The 20,635-nt window shown below is 60.0% G+C and carries 21 protein-coding genes; 9 read left to right on the top strand and 12 right to left on the bottom strand.

Going from position 1 to position 20,635, the window contains the following annotated elements; translation table 11 throughout:
* Positions 1-52 precede the first annotated feature (52 nt).
* The 7 genes from Q1A75_RS09310 to Q1A75_RS09340 form a co-directional block, all read right to left on the bottom strand.
* Positions 53-2,251 carry a 3-hydroxyacyl-CoA dehydrogenase NAD-binding domain-containing protein gene (locus Q1A75_RS09310; RefSeq protein ID WP_299547075.1) on the bottom strand — a complete coding sequence of 733 codons (2,199 nt, stop codon included), beginning with the start codon at positions 2,249-2,251 and terminating at the stop codon, positions 53-55.
* Between the two features lie 15 nt (positions 2,252-2,266).
* Positions 2,267-3,478, bottom strand: coding sequence for an acetyl-CoA C-acetyltransferase (locus Q1A75_RS09315; protein ID WP_299547078.1), 1,212 nt, complete (start codon positions 3,476-3,478; stop codon positions 2,267-2,269).
* 96 nt (positions 3,479-3,574) lie between these two features.
* A complete protein-coding gene (locus Q1A75_RS09320; protein WP_299547081.1) occupies positions 3,575-4,207 on the bottom strand; it encodes a glutathione S-transferase family protein in 633 nt (210 codons plus the stop codon).
* 308 nt (positions 4,208-4,515) lie between these two features.
* Positions 4,516-5,673 (bottom strand): acyl-CoA dehydrogenase family protein, encoded by a 1,158-nt coding sequence (locus tag Q1A75_RS09325; protein WP_299547084.1) that lies wholly within the window; start codon positions 5,671-5,673, stop codon positions 4,516-4,518.
* 21 nt (positions 5,674-5,694) lie between these two features.
* Positions 5,695-5,907 carry a hypothetical protein gene (locus tag Q1A75_RS09330; RefSeq protein WP_299547087.1) on the bottom strand — a complete coding sequence of 71 codons (213 nt, stop codon included), beginning with the start codon at positions 5,905-5,907 and terminating at the stop codon, positions 5,695-5,697.
* A gap of 51 nt (positions 5,908-5,958) precedes the next feature.
* Entirely contained in the window at positions 5,959-7,740 is a 1,782-nt protein-coding gene (locus Q1A75_RS09335; protein ID WP_299547090.1) for an acyl-CoA dehydrogenase C-terminal domain-containing protein, read from the bottom strand.
* A gap of 58 nt (positions 7,741-7,798) precedes the next feature.
* Positions 7,799-8,200: a MerR family DNA-binding transcriptional regulator gene (locus Q1A75_RS09340; protein WP_299547093.1), complete on the bottom strand. Its 402-nt coding sequence runs from the start codon at positions 8,198-8,200 to the stop codon at positions 7,799-7,801.
* 227 nt (positions 8,201-8,427) lie between these two features.
* Between Q1A75_RS09340 and Q1A75_RS09345 the strand changes: the two genes are divergently transcribed.
* A complete protein-coding gene (locus tag Q1A75_RS09345) occupies positions 8,428-8,874 on the top strand; it encodes a universal stress protein (RefSeq protein ID WP_299547096.1) in 447 nt (148 codons plus the stop codon).
* A gap of 48 nt (positions 8,875-8,922) precedes the next feature.
* Here the strand turns inward: Q1A75_RS09345 and Q1A75_RS09350 are convergent, their stop codons facing one another.
* Positions 8,923-9,294, bottom strand: a complete 372-nt coding sequence (locus Q1A75_RS09350; RefSeq protein WP_299547099.1) for a MerR family DNA-binding transcriptional regulator — start codon at positions 9,292-9,294, stop codon at positions 8,923-8,925.
* A gap of 125 nt (positions 9,295-9,419) precedes the next feature.
* Here Q1A75_RS09350 and Q1A75_RS09355 point away from each other — a divergent pair, with 125 nt between their 5' ends.
* The 3 genes from Q1A75_RS09355 to Q1A75_RS09365 are packed head-to-tail and all read left to right on the top strand — an operon-like array spanning position 9,420 to position 11,677.
* Complete coding sequence (locus Q1A75_RS09355; protein WP_299547102.1) at positions 9,420-9,848, top strand: PaaI family thioesterase; 429 nt, start codon at positions 9,420-9,422, stop codon at positions 9,846-9,848.
* Positions 9,845-10,345: a PaaI family thioesterase gene (locus tag Q1A75_RS09360; protein WP_299547105.1), complete on the top strand. Its 501-nt coding sequence runs from the start codon at positions 9,845-9,847 to the stop codon at positions 10,343-10,345. The genes Q1A75_RS09355 and Q1A75_RS09360 overlap by 4 nt, the downstream gene beginning before the upstream one ends.
* Positions 10,346-11,677 carry an MATE family efflux transporter gene (locus Q1A75_RS09365; protein WP_299547108.1) on the top strand — a complete coding sequence of 444 codons (1,332 nt, stop codon included), beginning with the start codon at positions 10,346-10,348 and terminating at the stop codon, positions 11,675-11,677. It abuts the gene before it with no gap.
* Between the two features lie 53 nt (positions 11,678-11,730).
* Here the strand turns inward: Q1A75_RS09365 and Q1A75_RS09370 are convergent, their stop codons facing one another.
* From Q1A75_RS09370 to Q1A75_RS09380, 3 genes are read right to left on the bottom strand one after another with little or no spacing between them, the layout of a single operon-like run.
* Positions 11,731-12,774 carry a quinone-dependent dihydroorotate dehydrogenase gene (locus tag Q1A75_RS09370; RefSeq protein WP_299547111.1) on the bottom strand — a complete coding sequence of 348 codons (1,044 nt, stop codon included), beginning with the start codon at positions 12,772-12,774 and terminating at the stop codon, positions 11,731-11,733.
* The gene (locus Q1A75_RS09375; protein WP_299547113.1) at positions 12,771-13,199 is read right to left on the bottom strand and encodes a DUF1330 domain-containing protein; all 429 of its coding nucleotides are present in this window, start codon (positions 13,197-13,199) and stop codon (positions 12,771-12,773) included. The genes Q1A75_RS09370 and Q1A75_RS09375 overlap by 4 nt, the downstream gene beginning before the upstream one ends.
* Entirely contained in the window at positions 13,196-13,543 is a 348-nt protein-coding gene (locus Q1A75_RS09380; RefSeq protein ID WP_299547115.1) for a DUF952 domain-containing protein, read from the bottom strand. Before Q1A75_RS09380 ends, Q1A75_RS09375 begins: the two co-directional genes overlap by 4 nt.
* A 142-nt stretch (positions 13,544-13,685) precedes the next feature.
* Between Q1A75_RS09380 and Q1A75_RS09385 the strand changes: the two genes are divergently transcribed.
* Entirely contained in the window at positions 13,686-15,245 is a 1,560-nt protein-coding gene (locus tag Q1A75_RS09385) for a bifunctional metallophosphatase/5'-nucleotidase (protein ID WP_299547117.1), read from the top strand.
* A gap of 167 nt (positions 15,246-15,412) precedes the next feature.
* Entirely contained in the window at positions 15,413-16,084 is a 672-nt protein-coding gene (locus Q1A75_RS09390) for an SOS response-associated peptidase (RefSeq protein ID WP_299547120.1), read from the top strand.
* Here Q1A75_RS09390 and Q1A75_RS09395 read toward each other — a convergent pair.
* Positions 16,081-16,431 (bottom strand): hypothetical protein, encoded by a 351-nt coding sequence (locus tag Q1A75_RS09395; protein WP_299547123.1) that lies wholly within the window; start codon positions 16,429-16,431, stop codon positions 16,081-16,083. The genes Q1A75_RS09390 and Q1A75_RS09395 overlap by 4 nt on opposite strands.
* Positions 16,432-16,658: 227 nt before the next feature.
* Here Q1A75_RS09395 and Q1A75_RS09400 point away from each other — a divergent pair, with 227 nt between their 5' ends.
* From Q1A75_RS09400 to Q1A75_RS09410, 3 genes are all read left to right on the top strand, one after another.
* The gene (locus Q1A75_RS09400) at positions 16,659-17,882 is read left to right on the top strand and encodes an acyl-CoA dehydrogenase (protein WP_299547126.1); all 1,224 of its coding nucleotides are present in this window, start codon (positions 16,659-16,661) and stop codon (positions 17,880-17,882) included.
* Between the two features lie 219 nt (positions 17,883-18,101).
* Entirely contained in the window at positions 18,102-19,148 is a 1,047-nt protein-coding gene (locus Q1A75_RS09405; RefSeq protein WP_299547129.1) for an ABC transporter ATP-binding protein, read from the top strand.
* Positions 19,149-19,242: 94 nt separating this feature from the next.
* Positions 19,243-20,463 (top strand): extracellular solute-binding protein, encoded by a 1,221-nt coding sequence (locus Q1A75_RS09410; protein WP_299547132.1) that lies wholly within the window; start codon positions 19,243-19,245, stop codon positions 20,461-20,463.
* Positions 20,464-20,635 lie beyond the last annotated feature (172 nt).

The following is a 20,635-nucleotide window of genomic DNA, read 5'->3' on the forward strand; positions in this document are numbered from 1 at the left end:
AAAAGGGGCCGCGCAGAACGCAGCCCCTTGAATGATTGCCTTTGGATGCCGATCAGGCAGCCGCGGCTTCCTTTGGACCGAAGCGGCCATAGAAGCTCTGGTTCTTCTCGGCCATCTCGCGCAGCAGGGCGGGGCACTTGAACCGCTCGCCATATTTGGCTTCGAGCTGGTCGCAGCGTTCGGCGGCGTAGGGTGCACCGATGATGTCGAGCCAGGACAGAGGCCCACCGGACCACGGGGCAAAGCCCCAGCCGAGGATTGCGCCCACGTCACCCTCGCGGATGTCCATCAGCACGCCTTCTTCCAATGCGCGGACGGCCTCAAGCACTTGGGAGAACAGCAGGCGGTGTTGCACCTCACCCAGTTCGGGCTGCTCGTCGAGCAGCGGATACTTGTCGTGCACGCCGCGCCAGATGCCCTGACGTTTGCCCTTCTCATCGTAGTCATAGAAGCCTGCGTTCGCCTTGCGGCCCATGCGGCCCAGCTCTTCCAACCAGAAGATCAGGTCGTCGGACGGGCTGTCGGGATAGTCGGCGCCCATGGCGGCCTTGGTCGCGCGAGCAATTTTCGCGCCCAGATCAATGGCCGTTTCGTCCGTCAATTGCAGCGGACCCAGCGGCATGCCGACCATCTTGGCGGCGTTTTCGATCAGTGCAGGTTCGACCCCTTCGGTGACCATCCGCGTCCCTTCGTTGATGTATGGGATGATGCAGCGGTTGGCATAGAAGAAGCGCGCGTCGTTGACCACGATGGGCGTCTTGCGGATCTGGCGCACATAGTCGAGCGCCTTGGCCACGGCCCGGTCGCCGGTGTTGGCGCCTTTGATGATCTCGACCAGCAGCATCTTTTCGACGGGCGAGAAGAAGTGGATGCCGATGAACTGGTCCTTGTTCTTCGAGGCTTTCGCAAGTTCGGAGATCGGTAGGGTCGAGGTGTTGGAGGCAAAGATGCAGTCGTCGGGGATGATCGCCTCGACCTTTTGGGTGATCTCTGCCTTGACCTTGGGGTCTTCGAAGACTGCTTCGATGATCAGGTCGCAGCCTTTGAGTTGGTCAAGATCAGGCGTCGCGGTGATGCGGGACAGGAGCGCGTCGCCCTTTTCCTGCGTGGTCTTGCCGCGTTTGATGCCGCCTTCGACGTACTTCTCGGAGTAGTTTTTGCCCCGATCCGCGCTTTCCTGATCGCGGTCGATCAGCACGACCTCCATGCCCGCCTGAGCGGAGACAAGGGCAATGCCCGCGCCCATCAGGCCCGCGCCCAGCACGCCGAGCTTCTTGACCCGTTGGTCTTCGATGCCTTGGGGCCGCACAGCGCCTTTTTCCAGCGCTTCCTTGTTGAGGAAGAGCGAGCGGATCATGGCCCCGGAGGAAGGGTTCAGAAGCACGTTGGTGAACCAGCGCGCTTCGATCTTTAGCGCGGTATCGAATGGCACAAGCGCGCCTTCATAGACAGCGCTCAGCAGCGCCTTGGCAGCGGGATAGACGCCTTGGGTCTTGCCGTTCACCATAGCGGCCGCACCCACGAAGGTCATGAAACCCGCGGGATGGTAGGGGGCACCGCCGGGCATTTTGTAGCCCTTCTGGTCCCAGGGTTTCACAAGGTCCGCATCGGTCGCGTTCAGCACCCATTCGCGGGCGGCGGCAACGGGGTCAGCGACGACCTCATCCACCAGCTTGCCCTTGGCTTTGGCAGGGGAGACCATCTTGCCTTCCAGCAGGAAGGGCGAGGCGTCCATCGCGCCCAGCTTGCGCGCAAGGCGGGTTGTGCCACCGGCACCGGGGAAGATGCCGACGAGTATTTCCGGCAGGCCAACCTTGGCCTTGGGGTTGTCGGCGATGAAGGTGCGGAGGGTCGCCAGCGGCAGTTCCAGACCGATGCCAGCGGCGGTGCCGGGCAGGGCGGCGGCAATCGGTTTGCCGCCCTTGTTGGTCTTGGGATCCATGCCCGCGCGTTCGATCTTGCGCAGCAGACCGTGCATTTTCATCGTGCCTTCGAACAGGCCCTTGGCGGGATTGTCGCCCGCCTCTTCCTTCATCTTGGCGAGTAGGTTCAGGTCCATGCCGCCGGCAAAGGTGTCCTTGCCGGATGTGATGACGACGCCCTTGACGGCCTCGTCAGCCAGCACGTCGTCAATCATGTCGTTGAGCAGTTCCAGCCCTTCGAAAGACATGACGTTCATGGTCTTGCCGGGCACGTCCCATGTGATGGTGGCGATGCCGTCGGCGTCTTTGGTCAGTGTAAAGTCAGCCATTGTTCTCTTCCCTGCTTACACGCGTTCGATGATTGTGGCCGCACCCATGCCGGAGGCGACGCAAAGTGTGGCAAGACCGGTTTCCTTGTCGGTCCGCTCCATCTCGTCCAGCAGCGTGCCGAGGATCATGGCACCGGTGGCGCCCAGCGGGTGGCCCATGGCGATGGCGCCGCCGTTGACGTTCACCTTGCCGTGGTCGACGTCGAATGCCTGCAGGAAGCGTAGGACGACGGCGGCGAAGGCTTCGTTCACTTCGAACAGGTCGATGTCACCGATGTTCATGCCGTTGTCGCGCAGGATCTTTTCGGTGACGGGCACGGGGCCGGTCAGGTTGATGGTGGGATCAGTGCCGATCTTGGCGGTGGACTTGATACGAGCGCGGGGCTTGAGGCCCAGCTTCTCGCCCAGTTCCTCGTTGCCGATCAGCAGGGCTGCGGCGCCGTCAACGATGCCCGACGAGTTGCCTGCGTGGTGCACGTGGTTGATACGCTCAAGGTGCGGATACTTCATCAGCGCGACCTTGTCGAAACCGGGCATGACCTTGCCCATGGCTTCAAAGGCTGCGTTGAGGCTGCCCAGCGACTGCATGTCCGTCTGCGGGCGCATGTATTCGTCGTGATCCAGGATCGGCAGGCCGTTCTGGTCCATGACCGGGATGATCGACTTGGCAAAACGCTTGTCGTCCCATGCCTCTTTCGCGCGGCGCTGGCTTTCGACCGAGTACTGATCGACGTCATCGCGGGAGAAGCCATATTCGGTGGCGATCAGGTCGGCGCCGATGCCCTGCGGGGCAAAGTAGCTTTCCATGGCGATGGAAGGATCCGCAGCAATGGCGGCGCCATCGGAGCCCATGGCGACACGGCCCATCATCTCGACACCGCCAGCGATGTATCCGTCACCGGCGCCACCGCGCACCTGGTTGGCAGCGATGTTCACGGCTTCAAGCCCAGAGGCACAGAAACGGTTGATGGCGATCCCGGGGATGGCCTCATCGAGGTCCGAGGCCAGAACGGCCGTCCGCGCGAGGTTGCCGCCCTGTTCCATAACTTGGGTGACGTTGCCCCAGATCACATCCTCGACCACGTGGCCATCGATATTGTTGCGCTCTTTCAGTGCGTTCAGGGTCAGTGCCGACAAGCGCAGCGAAGTCACTTCGTGCAGCGCACCGTCCTTGCGGCCCTTGCCGCGCGGTGTGCGGATCGCGTCATAGATATAGGCTTCGGTCATCGTATTCGTCCTTTTGCCGGGGGCGTGTTCTTGGTCTCTAGGTGGGGTAGACCGTATGGTCTAATCAAGGGTGACGTTGCGGCGTATTGGGTAAACTTATGCACGGTCTGCGGGTGAGCCGGGCATCAGATCATAGGGGCCCCTCCAGCCGGGTAGGTCGGAGACATTGCTGAGCCAGCGGTCAATGTTGGGCCAGTCGGCGCGGTCAAAGCCGAAGGGTTCAGGGTAGTAGAGGTAGCCGCAGCAGCTGAGGTCGGCATTGGTGATACCGTCGCCCACGATCCAATCGCGGCCTGCAAGATGATCGTTCAGTACAGTGTAGGCCGCCTTGAGGCGCCCTTGGTTGAAAGCAATAACCTCTTGTGGGCGTTTGTCTTCGGGCAGGAAGTTCATCAGGAACCGGGTCATGCCACACATCGAACTGAGTTTGTGGTTGTCCCACAGCACCCAGCGCAGCACTTCGTACTTATCGTCGCCGTCGCTGCTGAACTTACCGGTTCTGTCGCTGATGTACTGCTGAATTGCGCCGGATTGGCTGATGCAGCGGTCGCCATCTTGCAGCAAAGGCGCTTCGCCCATGGGGTTGAGGGCGCGATACTCGTCGGTGCGGGATGCTCCGCCGAAGAAATCAACGAACACGGGTTCCCAGTCGAGGCCGGAGAGTTGCAGGGCAAGCGCCGCTTTGTAGGAGTTCCCGCTTTCGCCGAAGCAGTGCAGTTTGAAGGTCATGGGCGCAGGCCTTTCCGGTCGTGAGGTTTTGGAGGGCAGGACCGGTGGGTTTCACACCCCCCGGACCCCCCGTGGAGTTTACTTAGCAAGATGAAGTTGGATCTGTTCACCATGCATTAAGGTTAACGCGCCTATTGAAAGGATGCGTGGCAGGCTGGAGATCTGAGCCATGTGCAAGGTGAAGCCCCAACGTCCCGTCCTTTGAGGCCGGATGGTGGGGTGGATCTTGCATTCTGATCCGTTCTTCATCTTGCCAGAAAAACTCCCCCCGGAGGGCCGATCCATCACATGAGCGACCGTTTGGCGCATCAGAACGCCCTCGCAATTAGCTCTTTCATGATTTCGTTGGTGCCGCCGTAGATCCGCTGCACCCGTGCGTCTGTCCACATGCCGCCGATGTCGTAGTCCTGCGTAAACCCGTACCCGCCATGCAGTTGAAGGCATTCGTCCAGCACCCAGGCTTGCGTATCGGTCGTCCAGTATTTGCACATGGCGGCTTTATCTACGGTCAACTCGCCGCGGATGTGTTCAGCCATGCAGTCGTCAAAGAACGACCGGCTCACCATTGTTTTGGTCTTGGCCTCTGCCAGTTTGAAGCGGGTGTTCTGGAATTGCAGGAGGTTGCCGCCGAAGGCTTCGCGTTCCTTGCAGTATGCAAGCGTACGTTCTACGGCACCTTCCATGGCGCCCACGGCGGCGCAGGCGATGACCATGCGCTCTTGCGGCAGTTGCTGCATGAGCTGGTAGAAGCCCTGACCTTCCGCCCCGCTCAGGATGTTCTCAGGTGCGATTTCGACATTGTCGAAGAACAGCTCGGACGTGTCCGAGGCATGCATCCCGATCTTGTCCAGATTGCGGCCGCGCGAGAACCCTTCGGCCCCATCCGTTTCGACCACAACCAGCGATACGCCTTTCGATCCCAGCGAAGGGTCTGTCTTGGCGGCGACGATGATCAGGTTGGCGTGTTGGCCGTTGGTGATGAAGGTCTTGGAGCCTGTCAGTTTGTAGGCGTTGCCATCTTTGACGGCGCGGGTCTTGATCGCCTGCACGTCAGAGCCGGTGGACGGTTCGGTCATCGCCAAAGCACCCACCAACTCGCCGGTGACCAGCTTGGGCAGCCAGCGCTGCTTTTGATCGTCGGTCCCATAGGCCAGCACATAATGTGCAACGATGCCCGAGTGGATGCCGTGACCCCATGCAGCCAGATTGGCCCGCGAAGCTTCGATAAGGATCGCGGCTTCGTGGCCGAAGTCGCCGCCTGCGCCGCCATATTCTTCGGGGATTGAAGGACAGAGAAGGCCCAATTCGCCCGCTTGGGCCCAGGTCGAGCGGTCCATCTCGCCTTGCTTGCGCCAGCGTTCGAAATGCGGCGCCCATTCATTGGTGATGAATTGCTCCGTCATGTCGGCGATCATCTGATGTTCTTCGGTCATCCAGCTGGATGATGCGGCAGCGATGTCTTTCATGTGTCTCCTCCCCAGGAGATGTTAGCGTTTGCGCGCCTCCAACTCGGAATTGAACAGCCGCAACCGGGCCGTCAGATTTTCCTCGTTCATCACGCTATCGAAGTTCTCGAACAGGAACGACAGGGCCTCGCCCTCGTCCAGACTCGCTTCGGCGGCAAACCGCTTGAGGCGGCGATACCCGTCCTCTGTCATGGCGACGGGAAAGCGGCGGGTGAGGCGGAAGCGTTTGGGCATAAGCCGTCCTGAAAAATGAGTGGGACGGGCAAATTGCCCGCCCCACTGACTTTAGAAGTTTGCCGCTTCCAGTGCCATCACAGTGTCGGCACCGGTCTGGATGCGCGTCAGGTGCAGCACGGTGGCAGGCAGTTGGCGCGCCATGTAGTAGCGGCCCGTCGCCAGCTTGGTCTCGTGGAACTCGGGATCCGACGTGCCATTGGCCAAGGCTTCAAGTGAGGCTTTGCCCATCCGCGCCCACATAAGGCCCAGGCAGACATGTCCGAACATGTGCATGAAGTCGTAGGACCCAGACAGCGCGTTGTTCGGGTTCGTCATGCCGTTCTGCATGAAGTACATGCCCGCGGCTTGCAGGTCCTTGGAGGCGGCCTTGAGCGGCTCCAGGAACTCAGCGTCATAGGCCTCGTCCTGCCCCGCGTTGTCCTTGATGAAGGACTTCACCAGATCAAAGAACGCCATCACGTGCTTGCCACCGTCCTGCGCCAGCTTGCGGCCCACGAGGTCCAGCGCCTGCACGCCATTGGCCCCTTCGTAGATCATCGCGATGCGGGCGTCGCGGGTGTATTGCGACATGCCCCATTCCTCGATGTAGCCGTGACCGCCATAGACCTGCTGGGCTTTGATGGTGTTGTCATAGCCCACGTCGGTGAGGAAGCCTTTGATGATCGGCGTCAGCAGCGACACGATGCCGTCGGCGTCCTTGTCACCCGCCCGGTGGGCGGCGTCGATCATTGTGGCGCCCCACAGGATGAAGGCACGCGCACCTTCTGCGAACGACTTCTGTTCCATCAGTGAGCGGCGGATATCGGGGTGCACGATCAGCGGATCGGCGGGCTTTTCAGGGGCCTTGGCACCGGTCACGTCGCGCCCTTGCAGACGGTCGTTGGCGTACTCAACGGCGTTTTGGTAAGCAACTTCGGCTTGGGACAGGCCTTGCATGCCTACACCCAGACGCGCTTCGTTCATCATGGTGAACATGGCGCGCATGCCCTTGTGCTCTTCCCCGATCAGGTAGCCTACGGCCCCGTCATAGTTCATCACGCAGGTGGAGTTGCCGTGAATGCCCATCTTCTCTTCGATGTTGCCGACGGCCACACCGTTGCGCGCCCCGAGTGAGCCGTCTTCGTTCACCAGAAACTTCGGTACGATGAAGAGCGACACACCCTTGATCCCCTCGGGACCGCCGACGATCTTCGCCAGCACCAGGTGGATGATGTTGTCCGCCATGTCGTGTTCACCGGCTGAGATAAAGATCTTCTGGCCGGAGATTTTGTAGCTGCCGTCGTCCTGAGGCTCTGCCTTGGTGCGCATCAGGCCCAGATCGGTACCGCAATGCGGTTCGGTCAGGTTCATGGTGCCGGTCCATTCGCAGGACACCATCTTGGGCAGATAGGTTTCCTTTTGGGCTTGGCTGCCGTGCGCCAGAATGGCCGAAGCCGCGCCGTGCGTCAGACCCTGGTACATGGTGAAGGCCATGTTGGCGGACGAAAACATCTCGCCCACCGCCGTGCCGATGACGTAGGGCATGTTCTGGCCGCCGAATTCCTCGGGCATGTCCAGTCCGGGCCAGCCGCCTTCTTTCACCTGCTCGAACGCGTCCTTGAAGCCTGTGGGAGTGTAGACCACACCGTTTTCCAACCGGCAGCCTTCCTTGTCACCCACGACGTTCAGAGGTGCCAGAACTTCGGAGGTCAGCTTGCCTGCTTCGTCCAGAATGGCCGAGGTGAAATCCGCTTCCAACTCGTCATAGCCGGGGATGTCGCTGCCGGTGACGTTGAGCACGTCGTGCAGGATGAATTGCATGTCCTTGGTGGGGGGCGTGTAGCTGGGCATAGGTTTCTCTCCCTTACTGCGTCGCGATCGCGGGGACCGCGCTATTCAATGTTGCCGCTTACTCAGCGGCCTTCTTCGTGGTGTTCATCGAGGCGATTATTTTTTCGCCCCATTTCAACTGGTTCTTGAGGTCGTCGATCGCCTCGGTCAGCTCGTCGCGCTGCCGTTCCATATCAGACAACCGGTCCCGCGCTATTTCATATGTGCGCGCAAATTGGGTCTGCTGCTGGTCGCCCATGTCGTAAAGGTCCAGAAGCTGACGTATCTCCTCAAGGCTGAATCCAAAGCGTTTGCCGCGCAGGATCAGTTTCAACCGGGCGCGGTCGCGTTTGGTAAAGAGGCGTTTCTGACCCTCGCGGATCGGGAACAGCAATTCCTTCGCTTCGTAAAAGCGCAGTGTTCGCGGTGTCACGCCATAAACGTCACACATCTCGCGAATGGTCATCGATTTGTCACTCATCTGATCGCTCGCATATCCTGTTACGCCCACCACATGGTGGAGACGCAGATTCGATGCAACCGGCAGGTGACGTTGACGTAAGTTGTACGTTGCGTCACGAAGTGAGTTGACGTGCTTGTGGGGCACGTCAACTGCGATTGCGTCGGAATTTCGCGTCTTGATGCATATCAAGGTGACACGTTCACCCTGCCGCTAGGCTGCCCGTGCAGTCAAAGGGAGTGCATGACATGTTCAAGAGAATTGTAGTGGGCGTCGACGGCTCGAGCACATCGGACAATGCGGTGCGCATTGCTTGCGACCTGGCGGGTAAGTACGACAGTGCGCTTTATCTGGTGCACACCCCGCAACCGCAGACGGTTGCTTTTGCCATGGGAGCCGTTGCCGGCTATCACGCCGTCACCACGATGCCGAGCCAGGACGAAGTGGTGGAGGCGGCAAACAAGATCGTGGAAAGCGCAGAGGCCGTTGCCAAGGAATGCGGTCGGGAGATCGCAGAGGCGCGCACGGATCAGGGCGACCCTGCCCAGAAGATCACGGCGTGCGCGCAGGATGTTGGCGCGGACCTGATTGTAACGGGACGACGTGGTTTGGGTAGTATTGGTTCCCTGGTCCAGGGCAGCACGAGCCAGCAGGTCAATCACCTGGCAAAATGCGCTACTTTGTCTGTGATCTAAGACATTGCAGTGAATTGCTTGGGAGCGACGGTATGCGTCGCTGCCTGTTCAATTCTTGAGTTCAGTGGCGACGCTGTCGCGTAGCCCTTGCAACTCGTCCCGTGCTTCGTCCAGCTGCCTGCGCTGTTCGTCCAACTCTTTCAGTTGCCCGTCAGCCATTTCGACCCAGGTGCGCATCTGTGCCTCGGTCCCTTCATGTTCGTAGATCAGCAACCATTGACGGATGTCTTCCAGTTGGAAGCCAAACTTGCGTCCACGCAGGATCAGTTTCATGCGTGCGCATTCGCGTGGGCCATAGAATCGTGATCGACCCTCGCGGTCCGGTTGCAGCAACTCGATATATTCGTAGTAGCGCAGCGTGCGCGGCGTCACATCAAATTCCGCACACATCTCTTTAAAGCTCAAGCGGTCGTCTGCCATGACTTCCTTTGTCTCCATCCCTGGACTTCAAGCCTAAGGCGCGTGCGCGCGGCGCGCAACAGGTGCCTTGCCCAAGCGGCGGACAAGACCCATAACGTAGGCCCAAGACCGCGCGACGAGGCCTTATGTCCGACCCCGATAAACTGAAGCTTGCCCGACAATTCATCGAAGCTATTCCACATTCCCGCGATCTTGGCATGAAACTGACCGAGATGGACGATGGTGTGGCGGTGATCACAATGCCTTATGACAAAAGGCTGATCGGGGACCCGGAAACGGGCGTCATCAGCGGTGGGGCGGTGTCGGCTGTTATGGACACCTGTTGCGGAGCGGCTGTGATGAGCCATCCGGAAAACCTTGGCGGAACAGCCACGCTTGATCTGCGCATCGACTACATGCGTGCCGCGACCCCGGGGCAAGCCATCACGGCCCGCGCTACGTGCTATCATGTCACGCGCTCGGTTGCCTTCGTGCGTGCAACGGCCTGTGATGACGACAGCGACAACCCGGTGGCCAGCGCCACGGGCGCCTTTACGGTGGAGGGCAAGGTATGAAACGCCCCGAGCCCGTGCAGGTCGTCAAGCAACGGCGCGATGCTGCGCTGTCCGCGTTGGTGGGCGGTGTGCCCTACATCCAGTATCTTGGTCTGACCTTTGATCGACGGGGGGATGAGTTGACGGGCGTGCTGCCCTTTGACGAAAAGCTGATCGGCAACCCGCTGCTGCCTGCGCTACATGGCGGTGTAACAGCGGCCTTTCTGGAGGCGACGGCGGTCATCACCCTGTCCTGGTCCTATCTTTGGGAAGACATCGAAAGCGGTGCACTCGACTTTGATCCGAGCGCTGCGCCAATACTGCCTCGCTTGCCCAAAACGGTCGACTTCTCTGTCGACTACCTGCGCTCGGGGCTGCCCCGTGACGCCTATGCGCGGGCGCGCATCAACCGCTCGGGGCGGCGTTATGCGTCGGTTCATGTCGAGGGGTGGCAGGACAACCGAGACCGCCTGTTCGCACAGGCCACCGGGCATTTTGTCATGCCGCAACGGCGGTAGATGGAGGCTGTAGCGCCCACCGAACCTCCCGCCCCGCTGACGCACAAGCGGGTGCTGAGGATTGCGCTGCCCATCGTGTTGTCGAACGCGACGGTGCCGATCCTTGGGGCCGTCGACGTGGGCGTAGTGGGGCAGTTGGGCGAAGCGGCCCCCATTGGCGCCGTCGCCATGGGGGCGATCATCCTGACCACGATTTACTGGATTTTCGGTTTCCTGCGCATGGGCACTGTCAGCCTTGTGGGGCAGGCCGCCGGTGCTGGGGACAATGATGAAGTGTCGGCCTGGCTCACCCGTGCATTGTTGGTTGCCGGGATCGGCGGTGCCGGGTTGATCCTGCTGCAAATCCCCATCTTCTGGGTTGCGTTCCAACTGTCGCCTGCAAGCGCCGAGGTGGAAAACCTGACCCGCGACTACCTGTTCATCCGCATCTGGACAGCCCCCGCGGCCATCGCTGTTTACGCGCTGACCGGCTGGCTTGTGGCAATGGAGCGGACGGGCGGCGTGTTCTGGGTCCAGTTGGTGATGAACGGGGTGAACATTGCGCTCAACTTCGTCTTTGTTCTGGGGTTCGGCTGGGGGGTCTCCGGTGTTGCCATCGCGACGGTCATCGCGGAAGTGATTGGCGCGGCACTTGGGTTGTGGTTCTGCCGGGCCGCCTTTGCCCGTCCGGCGTGGTGCGACTGGCCCCGTGTGCTGCGCCGCGCCCAACTGATCAAGATGGCGCTGTTGAACACGGATATCCTGCTGCGCTCGGCCATGCTGATGATCATCTTTTCCAGCTTCGTGTTTCTGGGCGCGCGGTTTGGCGATGTGACGCTGGCGGCGAACGAGGTGTTGATCCAGTTCATGTACATCACGGCTTACGCCATGGATGGTTTTGCCTTTGCAGCCGAAACCCTGATCGCCCGGGCTTATGGTCGCCGCGATCCGGCACGGGTGCGGCGCTCATCATTGATGACGGGGATGTGGGGCATGGTGATTTGCGCGTCGACGGCCCTTGCGTTCCTGTTGGCAGGCCCGTGGCTGATCGACGTGATGGCCAAGGACGCGGATGTTCAACTGGTGGCGCGGGAATATCTGTGGTGGATGGTGGCGGCACCCTTGGTGGGCTGTGCGGCGTGGATGTTCGATGGCATTTTCATCGGTGCGGGCCGCGGGCGGGATATGCGCAACATGATGGCGATATCGTTTGTTCTGTATTGGCTGGCCGTGCTGACGCTGCTGCCCCTGATGGGAAATCACGGCCTTTGGGCGGCCTTGCTTGTGTCGTTCATTGCGCGCGGTGTGACGCTTGGAGTGCGCTATCCGGCGTTGGAGCGGGCAGCGGGTTGAGGACTGGGGCGCTGCCCCAGACCCCGGAGTTTACCCGGCAAGATGAAAGAGGATCAAAGCCAGTCGGCAGTGTCCGTTCCGACGGCTTCGCTGACCGATTGGAAGCCATCCCGTTCCAGTTGCAGATCCAGACCCTCGGCGATGCGCGCAGCGAGGCTGAGACCGCCAAAGACGAGACCCGTATAGAGCTGCACGGCCGACGCCCCCGCCTTGATCTTGGCATAGGCCTGTTCGGCAGATGCGACACCGCCTACACCGACCAGCGGCGTCTTAGTCAGTTGGTGCAGCTTTGCAAGCACGCGGGTGGACTTTTCGAACAGTGGCTGTCCGGACAGGCCACCTTTTTCCCCGGCATGCGGGCTTTGCAGCCCGTCACGATCCAGCGTCGTATTGGTGGCAATGATCGCGGCTACGCGTGCATCCTCCGCCACCTTGGCAATGTCGGCGAGGTCCAGGTCGGTCAGATCCGGCGCGATTTTGAGGAACACCGGGATGTCGCCGCGCACCTGCATCACGCCGTCGAGCAACGCAGCAAGCGCCATTGGACCTTGCAAGTCCCGCAGCTTTTCGGTGTTGGGGCTGGAGACGTTCACCGTGGCAAAGTCGATATGAGGCGCGCAGTGCTGCAGAACGCGGGCGAAATCCTCCGCCCGATTAGCGCTGTCTTTGTTGGCGCCAAGGTTGAGGCCGACGGGCACGCCCCTTGGTCGCTTGGCAAGCCGAGTCGCAATCGCTTCCATCCCATCATTGTTGAAGCCGAAGCGGTTGATGGCGGCTGCATCCCTGGCCAGTCGAAACAGGCGCGGTTTGGGGTTGCCAGGTTGGGGAAGGGGGGTGGCCGCGCCCACTTCGATCCAGCCGAAACCAGCGCGGCTGAGCGGGGCGATGGCGGTGGCGTTCTTGTCAAACCCGGCGGCGAGCCCTACGGGGTTGGGCAACGTCATACCCGCAAGCGTTGTGCGCAGTCGGTCGCTTGTCACCGGTCCTGGCAAGGGGGCCAGTGGGGTGTGCAGCGCCTTGAGTGCCAGCCCGTGCGCAATCTCGGGGTCGAGCTTGCGGAGGGTTCGTGTTCCGATCCGTTCCAATGCCTGTTTCATCCGAAGGTCGTGCCCCCATCCGCCGGTTTGCACCGGATCAGGCGCGAGGTTTTCACCGCCGCCTGTCGATGCACCACCGCGCGCTGGTAGTCAGGGTCGGTGACCATGGCGAGGAAGGCAGCGGTGTTTGGATAGCGGGCAATGAAGACCGCATCCCATGCCTCGTCCGAGGGGCCGATCAGCATGGTTTCAAACCCACCACGCCATATTATCGAACCGCCAACCTTTCCCAATACGGGGCCGGAGTGCTTGCTATAAAGCCCATAGGCCTGTGCGCCTGTCAGCCCATCACGGGCAAGTTCGTGGTCGCCGGGATAGTTGGCGAGATCGTTGAAACGGACGAGGTTGAGCATTTCGATCGGGGTATCGCGGGGCAGGTCCTTGAAAGTTTGAAACTGCTCTGCTGTCGGATCGATATGGCTCATGTGTCAAATCCTGCGCCCGCCGGGAACTGGTGGACGCCGCCTTCCAAGGGCAATGGCTGCGCCCAGTGTACGTCGGCCAGCCGCATCTCTCGATACAGATGCGGGAATTCGGCCCCGCCGCGCGACACCTCCCATTTCAGATCAGAGCCCAGCAAATCTGTGTCGACTGCGATCAGGAACAGGTTGTCCTCGTCAGCGAAATGCTTCGCCGCCGTTTCTGCCGCCTGTTTGGCTGTCGAGAAGTGCACATAGCCGTCGGCCACATCGATGGGCGCACCCGGTGTTACACCGTTTTCGCGCAGGGTGGCCCATTCGGGACCACGAAAAATCTTGTAGATCAGCATGGGTGCGTGATGCCGATTGCCTGTCATCTGGTCAAGGGCGCGATGTCATGTTGTCGTTGCGTGCATTCCGTAAGGAACCGCTTTGACTCGTCCCGCATATTGTTGTCACGATACGCACATAACCAACAAGGGAGACACCAGAATGACCCGATTTCTGATGGGCACCGCCGCTCTTGCGCTGAGCGCGGGCATGGCATCGGCCGAATACACACTGCACATTTTGCACACCAACGACATGCACAGCCGCATTGAATCGATCAACAAGTACGATTCGACGTGCGATGCAGAAGGCGAGGCCGAAGGGTCCTGCTTTGGTGGTGTGGCCCGTGTAAAGACAGCCATCGATACCAAGAAAGCATCCCTCGACAACCAGAATGTCGTAGTGCTGGATGCGGGTGATCCGTTTCAGGGCTCGCTTTTCTACACCACGTACAAGGGTGCCGCCGAGGCTGAATTCATGGAACAGATGGGCTATGACGCCATGGCCGTCGGCAACCACGAGTTTGACGATGGGCCGCAGGGCTTGGCCGATTTTATCGAGAAGGTCAGCTTCCCTGTGATCTCTGGCAACCTCGATCTCTCGGCTGAGGTAACGCTGAATGGCAAGGTCGACAATCATGTTGTGCTTGAGGTAGGTGGCAAGAAGATCGGTGTGATCTCGGCCCTGACAACCGACACTGTCGAAACATCTAGCCCCGGTCCGAATGTTGTGTTCCAAGATGAGATTGATGCGCTGGCTGCCGATGTGGCCACACTGCAGGGCGAGGGCGTCGACATCATCATCGCGCTGAACCACGTTGGCTTGGCCAAGGATCTTGATATCGCCGAAGCCGTGGATGGCATTGATGTAGTGATCGGCGGGCACAGCCATACACTGATGTCCAATGATGACGCCGAGACGCCCGCTTATCCGACGATGGTGGGCGATGCGGCTGTGGCACAAGCCTATGCCTACACCAAGTATCTGGGCCACCTGACCGTGACCTTTGATGATGATGGCAACGTGACGGCTGCCATGGGTGATCCCATGCTGCTTGACGCGTCGGTGGAACCAAACGCGGCATTTGCGGAGCGCATCGCCGAGATGGGCGCGCCCATCGAGGAGATGAAGACACGTGTCGTTGCTGAGGCGGCAGAAGCCATTGAAGGCGACCGTTCGGTTTGCCGGGTTCAGGAATGCCCGATGGGCTCGCTTATCGCTGATGCGATGCTGGACCGGGTGAAAGATCAGGGCATCGAGATCGCCATTCAAAACGGTGGCGGCATCCGCGCCTCGATCGATTCTGGCGAGGTCACGATGGGCGAAGTGTTGACGGTACTGCCGTTCCAGAACACGCTGTCCACATTCCAGGTGTCTGGTCAGGCGATGATCGACGCGCTGGAAAACGGTGTCAGCCAGATCGAAGAGGTCAAGGGTCGCTTCCCACAGGTTGCCGGTATGAGCTTTGCCTTTGACGGATCGAAGCCCGCGGGCGAGCGTGTGAGCGACGTGATGGTGGGCGGTGCACCTATTGATCCCGCCAAGGTTTATGGCGTCGTGTCGAACAACTATGTGCGCAACGGCGGCGACGGTTATGCGATGTTCACCACCGCGGACAATGCCTATGACTTTGGTCCTGATCTGGCGGATGTGCTGGCAGAATACCTGGCTGCGCAAGGACCGTTCACGCCGTATATCGATGGTCGGATCACCGTGAAGTAACCGGGGGCGCAGGACACCTGCACCTTACGAGAGCCAAGTAAGGCGGAGCTGCTGCTCCGCCTTTTTTGTCTCTTACCTGTCAGGCGGATTTTGATCCGCCACCCAGTGCAAAAGACGGATCAAAATCCGTCTTACGGTCTCATCTTTTACAGGATAGCGTCACCCGCATGTGTGGACGGTTTTCAATATCACTTGCGCCTGAAGACATGTCGCAATTCTTCGAGGCCGTAGCCGTGAATGACACGCCGGATGTGCCGAACTACAATGTATGCCCGACCGATGCCGTGCACACGCTTAGTTATCAGCGCGGGCAGCGATGGCTGGCACCGATGCGCTGGGGATTTATTCCAAATTGGTACAAGACGCCAACGGATGGCCCGCTTCTGATCAACGCACGGGCCGAGACGATTGCGGAAAAACCCGCCTTCCGGATTGCCTGCCGGGAGCGGCGGGCCGTCATCATCGCTTCGGGTTTTTACGAATGGACGCGCGAGGGGGACACGCGACTACCGTGGTACATCACGCGAGCGGATGCCGCTCCGCTTGCCTTTGCCGCCGTTTGGCAAGAATGGCGCGCAAAAGGAACGGGAGGCGATCTTTTTCGCACCGCGGCCATTGTCACAACGGGCGCCAACGCGCCGATGTCGGCCATCCACCACCGCATGCCAGTGATCCTCGAACCGGACGACGTGGCGCTGTGGCTTGGTGAAATGGGAAAGGGGGCGGCCACGCTGATGCGGGCCGCCCCGGATGATGCACTGACATGGCACCGTGTTGATAAAGCGGTCAATTCGAACCGGGCAACCGGCCCGGTGCTCATCGAACCTGTCGACGACTAGTCGAGCGGCGCTGCTGCGAAGCTCATACGCCCTTCGACGAGGTAGGAGCCATCCTCCTCCGATACGGCGTTGGCGTCATAGAATTCGGTTTGGATACCTTGTTCGATCACCATCGTCACCGAGCTTTGATCGGCAATGGGACCAAGTGCCCAGCTTTCATGCTTGGAAATGATGTTGTGTTCAACACCAGTCAAGTTAGTGAATTTCACTGTGTCGCCGTCGTCAAGATACAGGATCGACGGGAAATAGGCGTCCGGCAGGATCAGGATTTCGTGTTCGGCTGCCGAGACGGCGGTCGCAGCCGTCAGCGTGGCCAGAATGGCCCCAATTTGCATCGCGCGCTTCATGCCAGCACTCCTTTTGCTTCGGCCCCACCCGGAAGACAGAATCGTATCTGTTGTCTATGCGTGGAGAATGAGGCCGAAATGGGGCACGTCTGCGTCCAGCTTGCGACATGTGACCGGAATTTGGGAAACCCAAGGTGTCGATGCCGCATGGCTTTGCCAATCCCATCGCACTACATATCGGTAAACAGACGTGCCGATCCGGCACACGCAGATGGATGGAGGGCCCTATGAACGCCGAGACAAAGATCTTGAAGGCCAAGGATGCGCCGGACCTTGGGTCCTTTGACTGGTCCGACCCGCTGCGCATGTCCGATCAACTGACCGAAGACGAACGGATGATTCAGGCTTCGGCCCATGCCTATGCCCAGGAAAAGCTGGCGCCGCGTGTTGTCAGCGCATTTGCAGATGAGACGACGGACCCGGGTATTTTCCGCGAGATGGGCGATATGGGGCTGCTGGGCGTGACTTTACCGGAGGAGTATGGTGGCCTTGGCGGATCGTATGTGTCGTACGGCCTTGTGGCGCGCGAGGTTGAGCGCATCGACAGCGGTTACCGGTCAATGATGTCTGTGCAATCGTCACTCGTGATCTACCCGATCTACGCTTATGGCTCCGAGGAGCAGCGCAAGAAATACCTGCCCAAGCTGGCGTCAGGCGAATGGATTGGCTGCTTTGGCCTGACCGAGCCTGACGCGGGCAGTGATCCAGCGGGTATGAAGACGACCGCCAGGAAGACCGAAGACGGTTATGTGCTGAACGGGTCAAAGATGTGGATTTCGAATGCGCCCATTGCGGATGTCTTCGTGGTTTGGGCCAAGTCCGAGGAACACGGCGGCAAGATCCGTGGTTTTGTGCTGGAAAAGGGCATGTCAGGCCTTTCAGCCCCCAAGATCGAGGGCAAGCTGAGTTTACGTGCGTCCATCACGGGCGAGATTGTGATGCAGGATGTCGCGGTGAGTGAAGATGCATTGCTGCCGGACGTGCAGGGTCTTAAGGGGCCGTTCGGCTGTCTGAACCGGGCGCGCTACGGCATCTCGTGGGGTGCGATGGGGGCGGCCGAGTTCTGCTGGCACGCGGCGCGTCAATATGGGCTGGACCGCAAGCAATTCGGCAAACCCTTGGCACAAACGCAGCTTTTCCAGAAAAAACTGGCGGATATGCAAACCGAAATTGCGCTGGGCTTGCAAGCTTCGCTGCAGGTGGGCCGTTTGATGGATAACGCGCAAGCGGCGCCCGAGATGATTTCCATCGTCAAACGCAACAACTGTGGCAAGGCCCTGGAAATCGCCCGGCATGCGCGCGACATGCATGGCGGCAATGGAATCAGTGGTGCGTTTGAAGTCATGCGCCACCTGATGAACCTCGAGACGGTGAACACGTATGAGGGTACGCATGATGTGCACGCTCTGATCCTCGGGCGCGCCCAGACCGGTCTGCAGGCGTTTTTCTAAGACTGAATCAGCACCGGAAACCCACGCGGCTTCCGGCAGGATTTCGACGCGAAATCCGTCGCTTGTGCCAGACGTTTGAGCAAAGCGCCTGAAATCGCATCGATTTCAGCCACCTTTTCGGATCTGAAAGCGTCATATCTTCGAAATTGCACACGTGTGCAAAAATGTCTTGCCACAGCAGCAATCCGGCCCTTACCGTGATGGGACAAGGGGGATGCCATGGCCGAGATTCAGCTACGCAACATCAATAAGCGCTGGGGAAGCTTTGTCGGGGTCGACAATTTCGATCTGACCATCGCCGATCAGGAATTCCTCGTTTTGCTTGGCCCGTCGGGCTGCGGCAAGACCACGACCATGCGCATGATTGCGGGCCTAGAGGACGCCACAGACGGGGACATCGTGATCGATGGCAAGCGCGTCAATGACCTGGACCCCAAGGACCGCGATGTGGCGATGGTATTCCAGTCCTACGGCCTTTATCCGCATCTGAATGTCTACGAGAATATCCGCTTCCCCTTGAAGGTTCGGAAAGTCGATCCCGCCATGCATGATGAAAAGGTGCGCCGCGCCAGCGCCATGGTCGAGTTGGACGAGTTCCTGCACCGCAAACCTGCAGAGTTGTCTGGTGGTCAGCGGCAGCGTGTGGCCTTGGCCCGCGCCATCGTGCGCGAACCCAATGTTTTCCTGATGGACGAGCCGCTGTCGAACCTTGATGCAAAGCTGCGTGTGTCGACGCGCGCGCAGATCAAGAACCTGAGCCATGAGTTAAAGGTCACCACTGTGTATGTGACGCACGATCAGATCGAGGCAATGACACTGGCCGACCGCGTTGTCGTCATGAAGCAGGGTAAGGTCCAGCAAGTGGGCACGCCAACCGACATCTATGACCAGCCTGCCAACACTTTCGTCGCCAGTTTCATCGGCTCACCCGCCATGAACCTGATGGATGGAACTGTCAGCAGTGGCACATTCACCGGTGACAATGTCACGATCAGTGGCCTGACCGCGCCAGACGGTCCGACAACATTGGGGTTCCGTGCCGAAGACGCGGCGCTGGCCGACAGTGGTGGCCAAATCACGGCGCCCATCTACACGATCGAACTGCTTGGCGATGCGACAATGTTGACCGTTCGTGCCGGCGGGCAGCTTGTTTCGATCAAGACGCACAAAGAATTCCGGGCCGAGATTGGCGACACCGTGTCGTTCTCGGTTCCTGCGGGCATCTGCCACGCATTCGATTCCTCTTCGGGCGAGCGTCTTGTCTGAGGGACCCGTCGGTCCGGGGGCACCCGGGCGGACCAATCCGGCCAGTGCAGCCTTGCAAGATGCACTGGCGTCTAACACAACAGGGAGTTTGTAAATGTATCTAAAGAAATTGGCACTGGCGGGCGCTGTCTCGCTTCTGGGGACTACAGCGTTTGCTGCGTGTTCTTACGAAAACGACGTGCCGCTGAAGTCGCTCACAGCCGGGTTCGAGGCATGGAAAGCCGTAACTGACGCTATGGCTGAGTGCGGGAACTTCCAGGCTGAGCTGGATCAGGAATTCCGCACCAAGCAACCTGCGGCCTTCGAAGCCAACCCGTCGCTGTATCACATCGGTGGTGTATCCAACGGCACCGTTACGCCGCTGCTGAACGCGGGAACCATTCGTCCGTTGGATGATCTGGTTGCCAAGTACGGTCAGGACCTGTCGCCGAACCAGCTGATCCGCGTGGATGGCAAGATCATGGCTGTGGCGATGATGGTGAACACCCAGCACCTGATGTATCGCAGTGATATTCTGGCTGATCTTGGTATCGATACACCGACCACGTGGGACGAGGTCTTCGCCGCTGCGGACAAGATCAAGGAAGCGGGCGTTGTCGATCATGCCATTGGCGCGACCATGAAATCCGGTTGGAACCTGGCCCAGGAATTCGTGAACATGTATCCCGGCTTTGGCGGGGCGTTCTTCAATGCCGACAACACCGCTGCCGTGAATTCTGACGCCGGGATGAAGGCGCTCGAGACCATGAAGAAGACGCTGGACTATACGGATCCAGAAGTTCTGGTCAGCGACTCGACTTACGTGCAGCAGCAGTTCCAGCAGGGCAAGATCGCCATGGCGAACCTGTGGGCGTCACGCGCAGGCGCGATGAACGACGAGAACGAAAGCCAGGTTGTCGGCAAGGTCTCGATGGCCGCGGCGCCGATCGCGATGGATGGTGGTGCGCCTGCCACGACCTTGTGGTGGGACGGTATCGTGATCGCGACGAACATCACTGACGAGGAAGCGGATGCGGCCTTCCGTCTGGCGATGGAAGGGTTGGACAGCGAGATGGTCACCGCCAACAACGAGGCTGCCATCTGGCTTGTGAACGGCTACCAACCCGGTCCGCTGGCCGAGGGAGCAGTCGCGACAGCAACCGCCAATCCGGCACCGCCTGCTTATCCTTCAACCACACAGATGGGCCTGCTGCACACCGCACTTGGCAATGAATTGCCAGCCTTCCTGACTGGGGATCGCGACGGGGCTGCCACTCTGGCCGCTGTGGAAGAAGCCTACACCACGTCGGCGAAAGAGGCTGGCGTACTCAAGTAAGCACCTTGGGCTGGCCGGGCATACCCCGGCCAGCCGCATGTCTTTGGGGGATAGATGATACCTACGACAGATCATTTGGTTGCGGGCGGTGGCTCTGCTGGATGCGCGACGGTCGCGCGTCTTGCCGAACGACCGGACGCAAGCCCGAGCGCATTGTACATGATGACGCGAT

It is taken from the genome of uncultured Tateyamaria sp. (genome assembly GCF_947504105.1).
In the GTDB taxonomy this organism is placed as follows: Bacteria; Pseudomonadota; Alphaproteobacteria; order Rhodobacterales; family Rhodobacteraceae; genus Tateyamaria.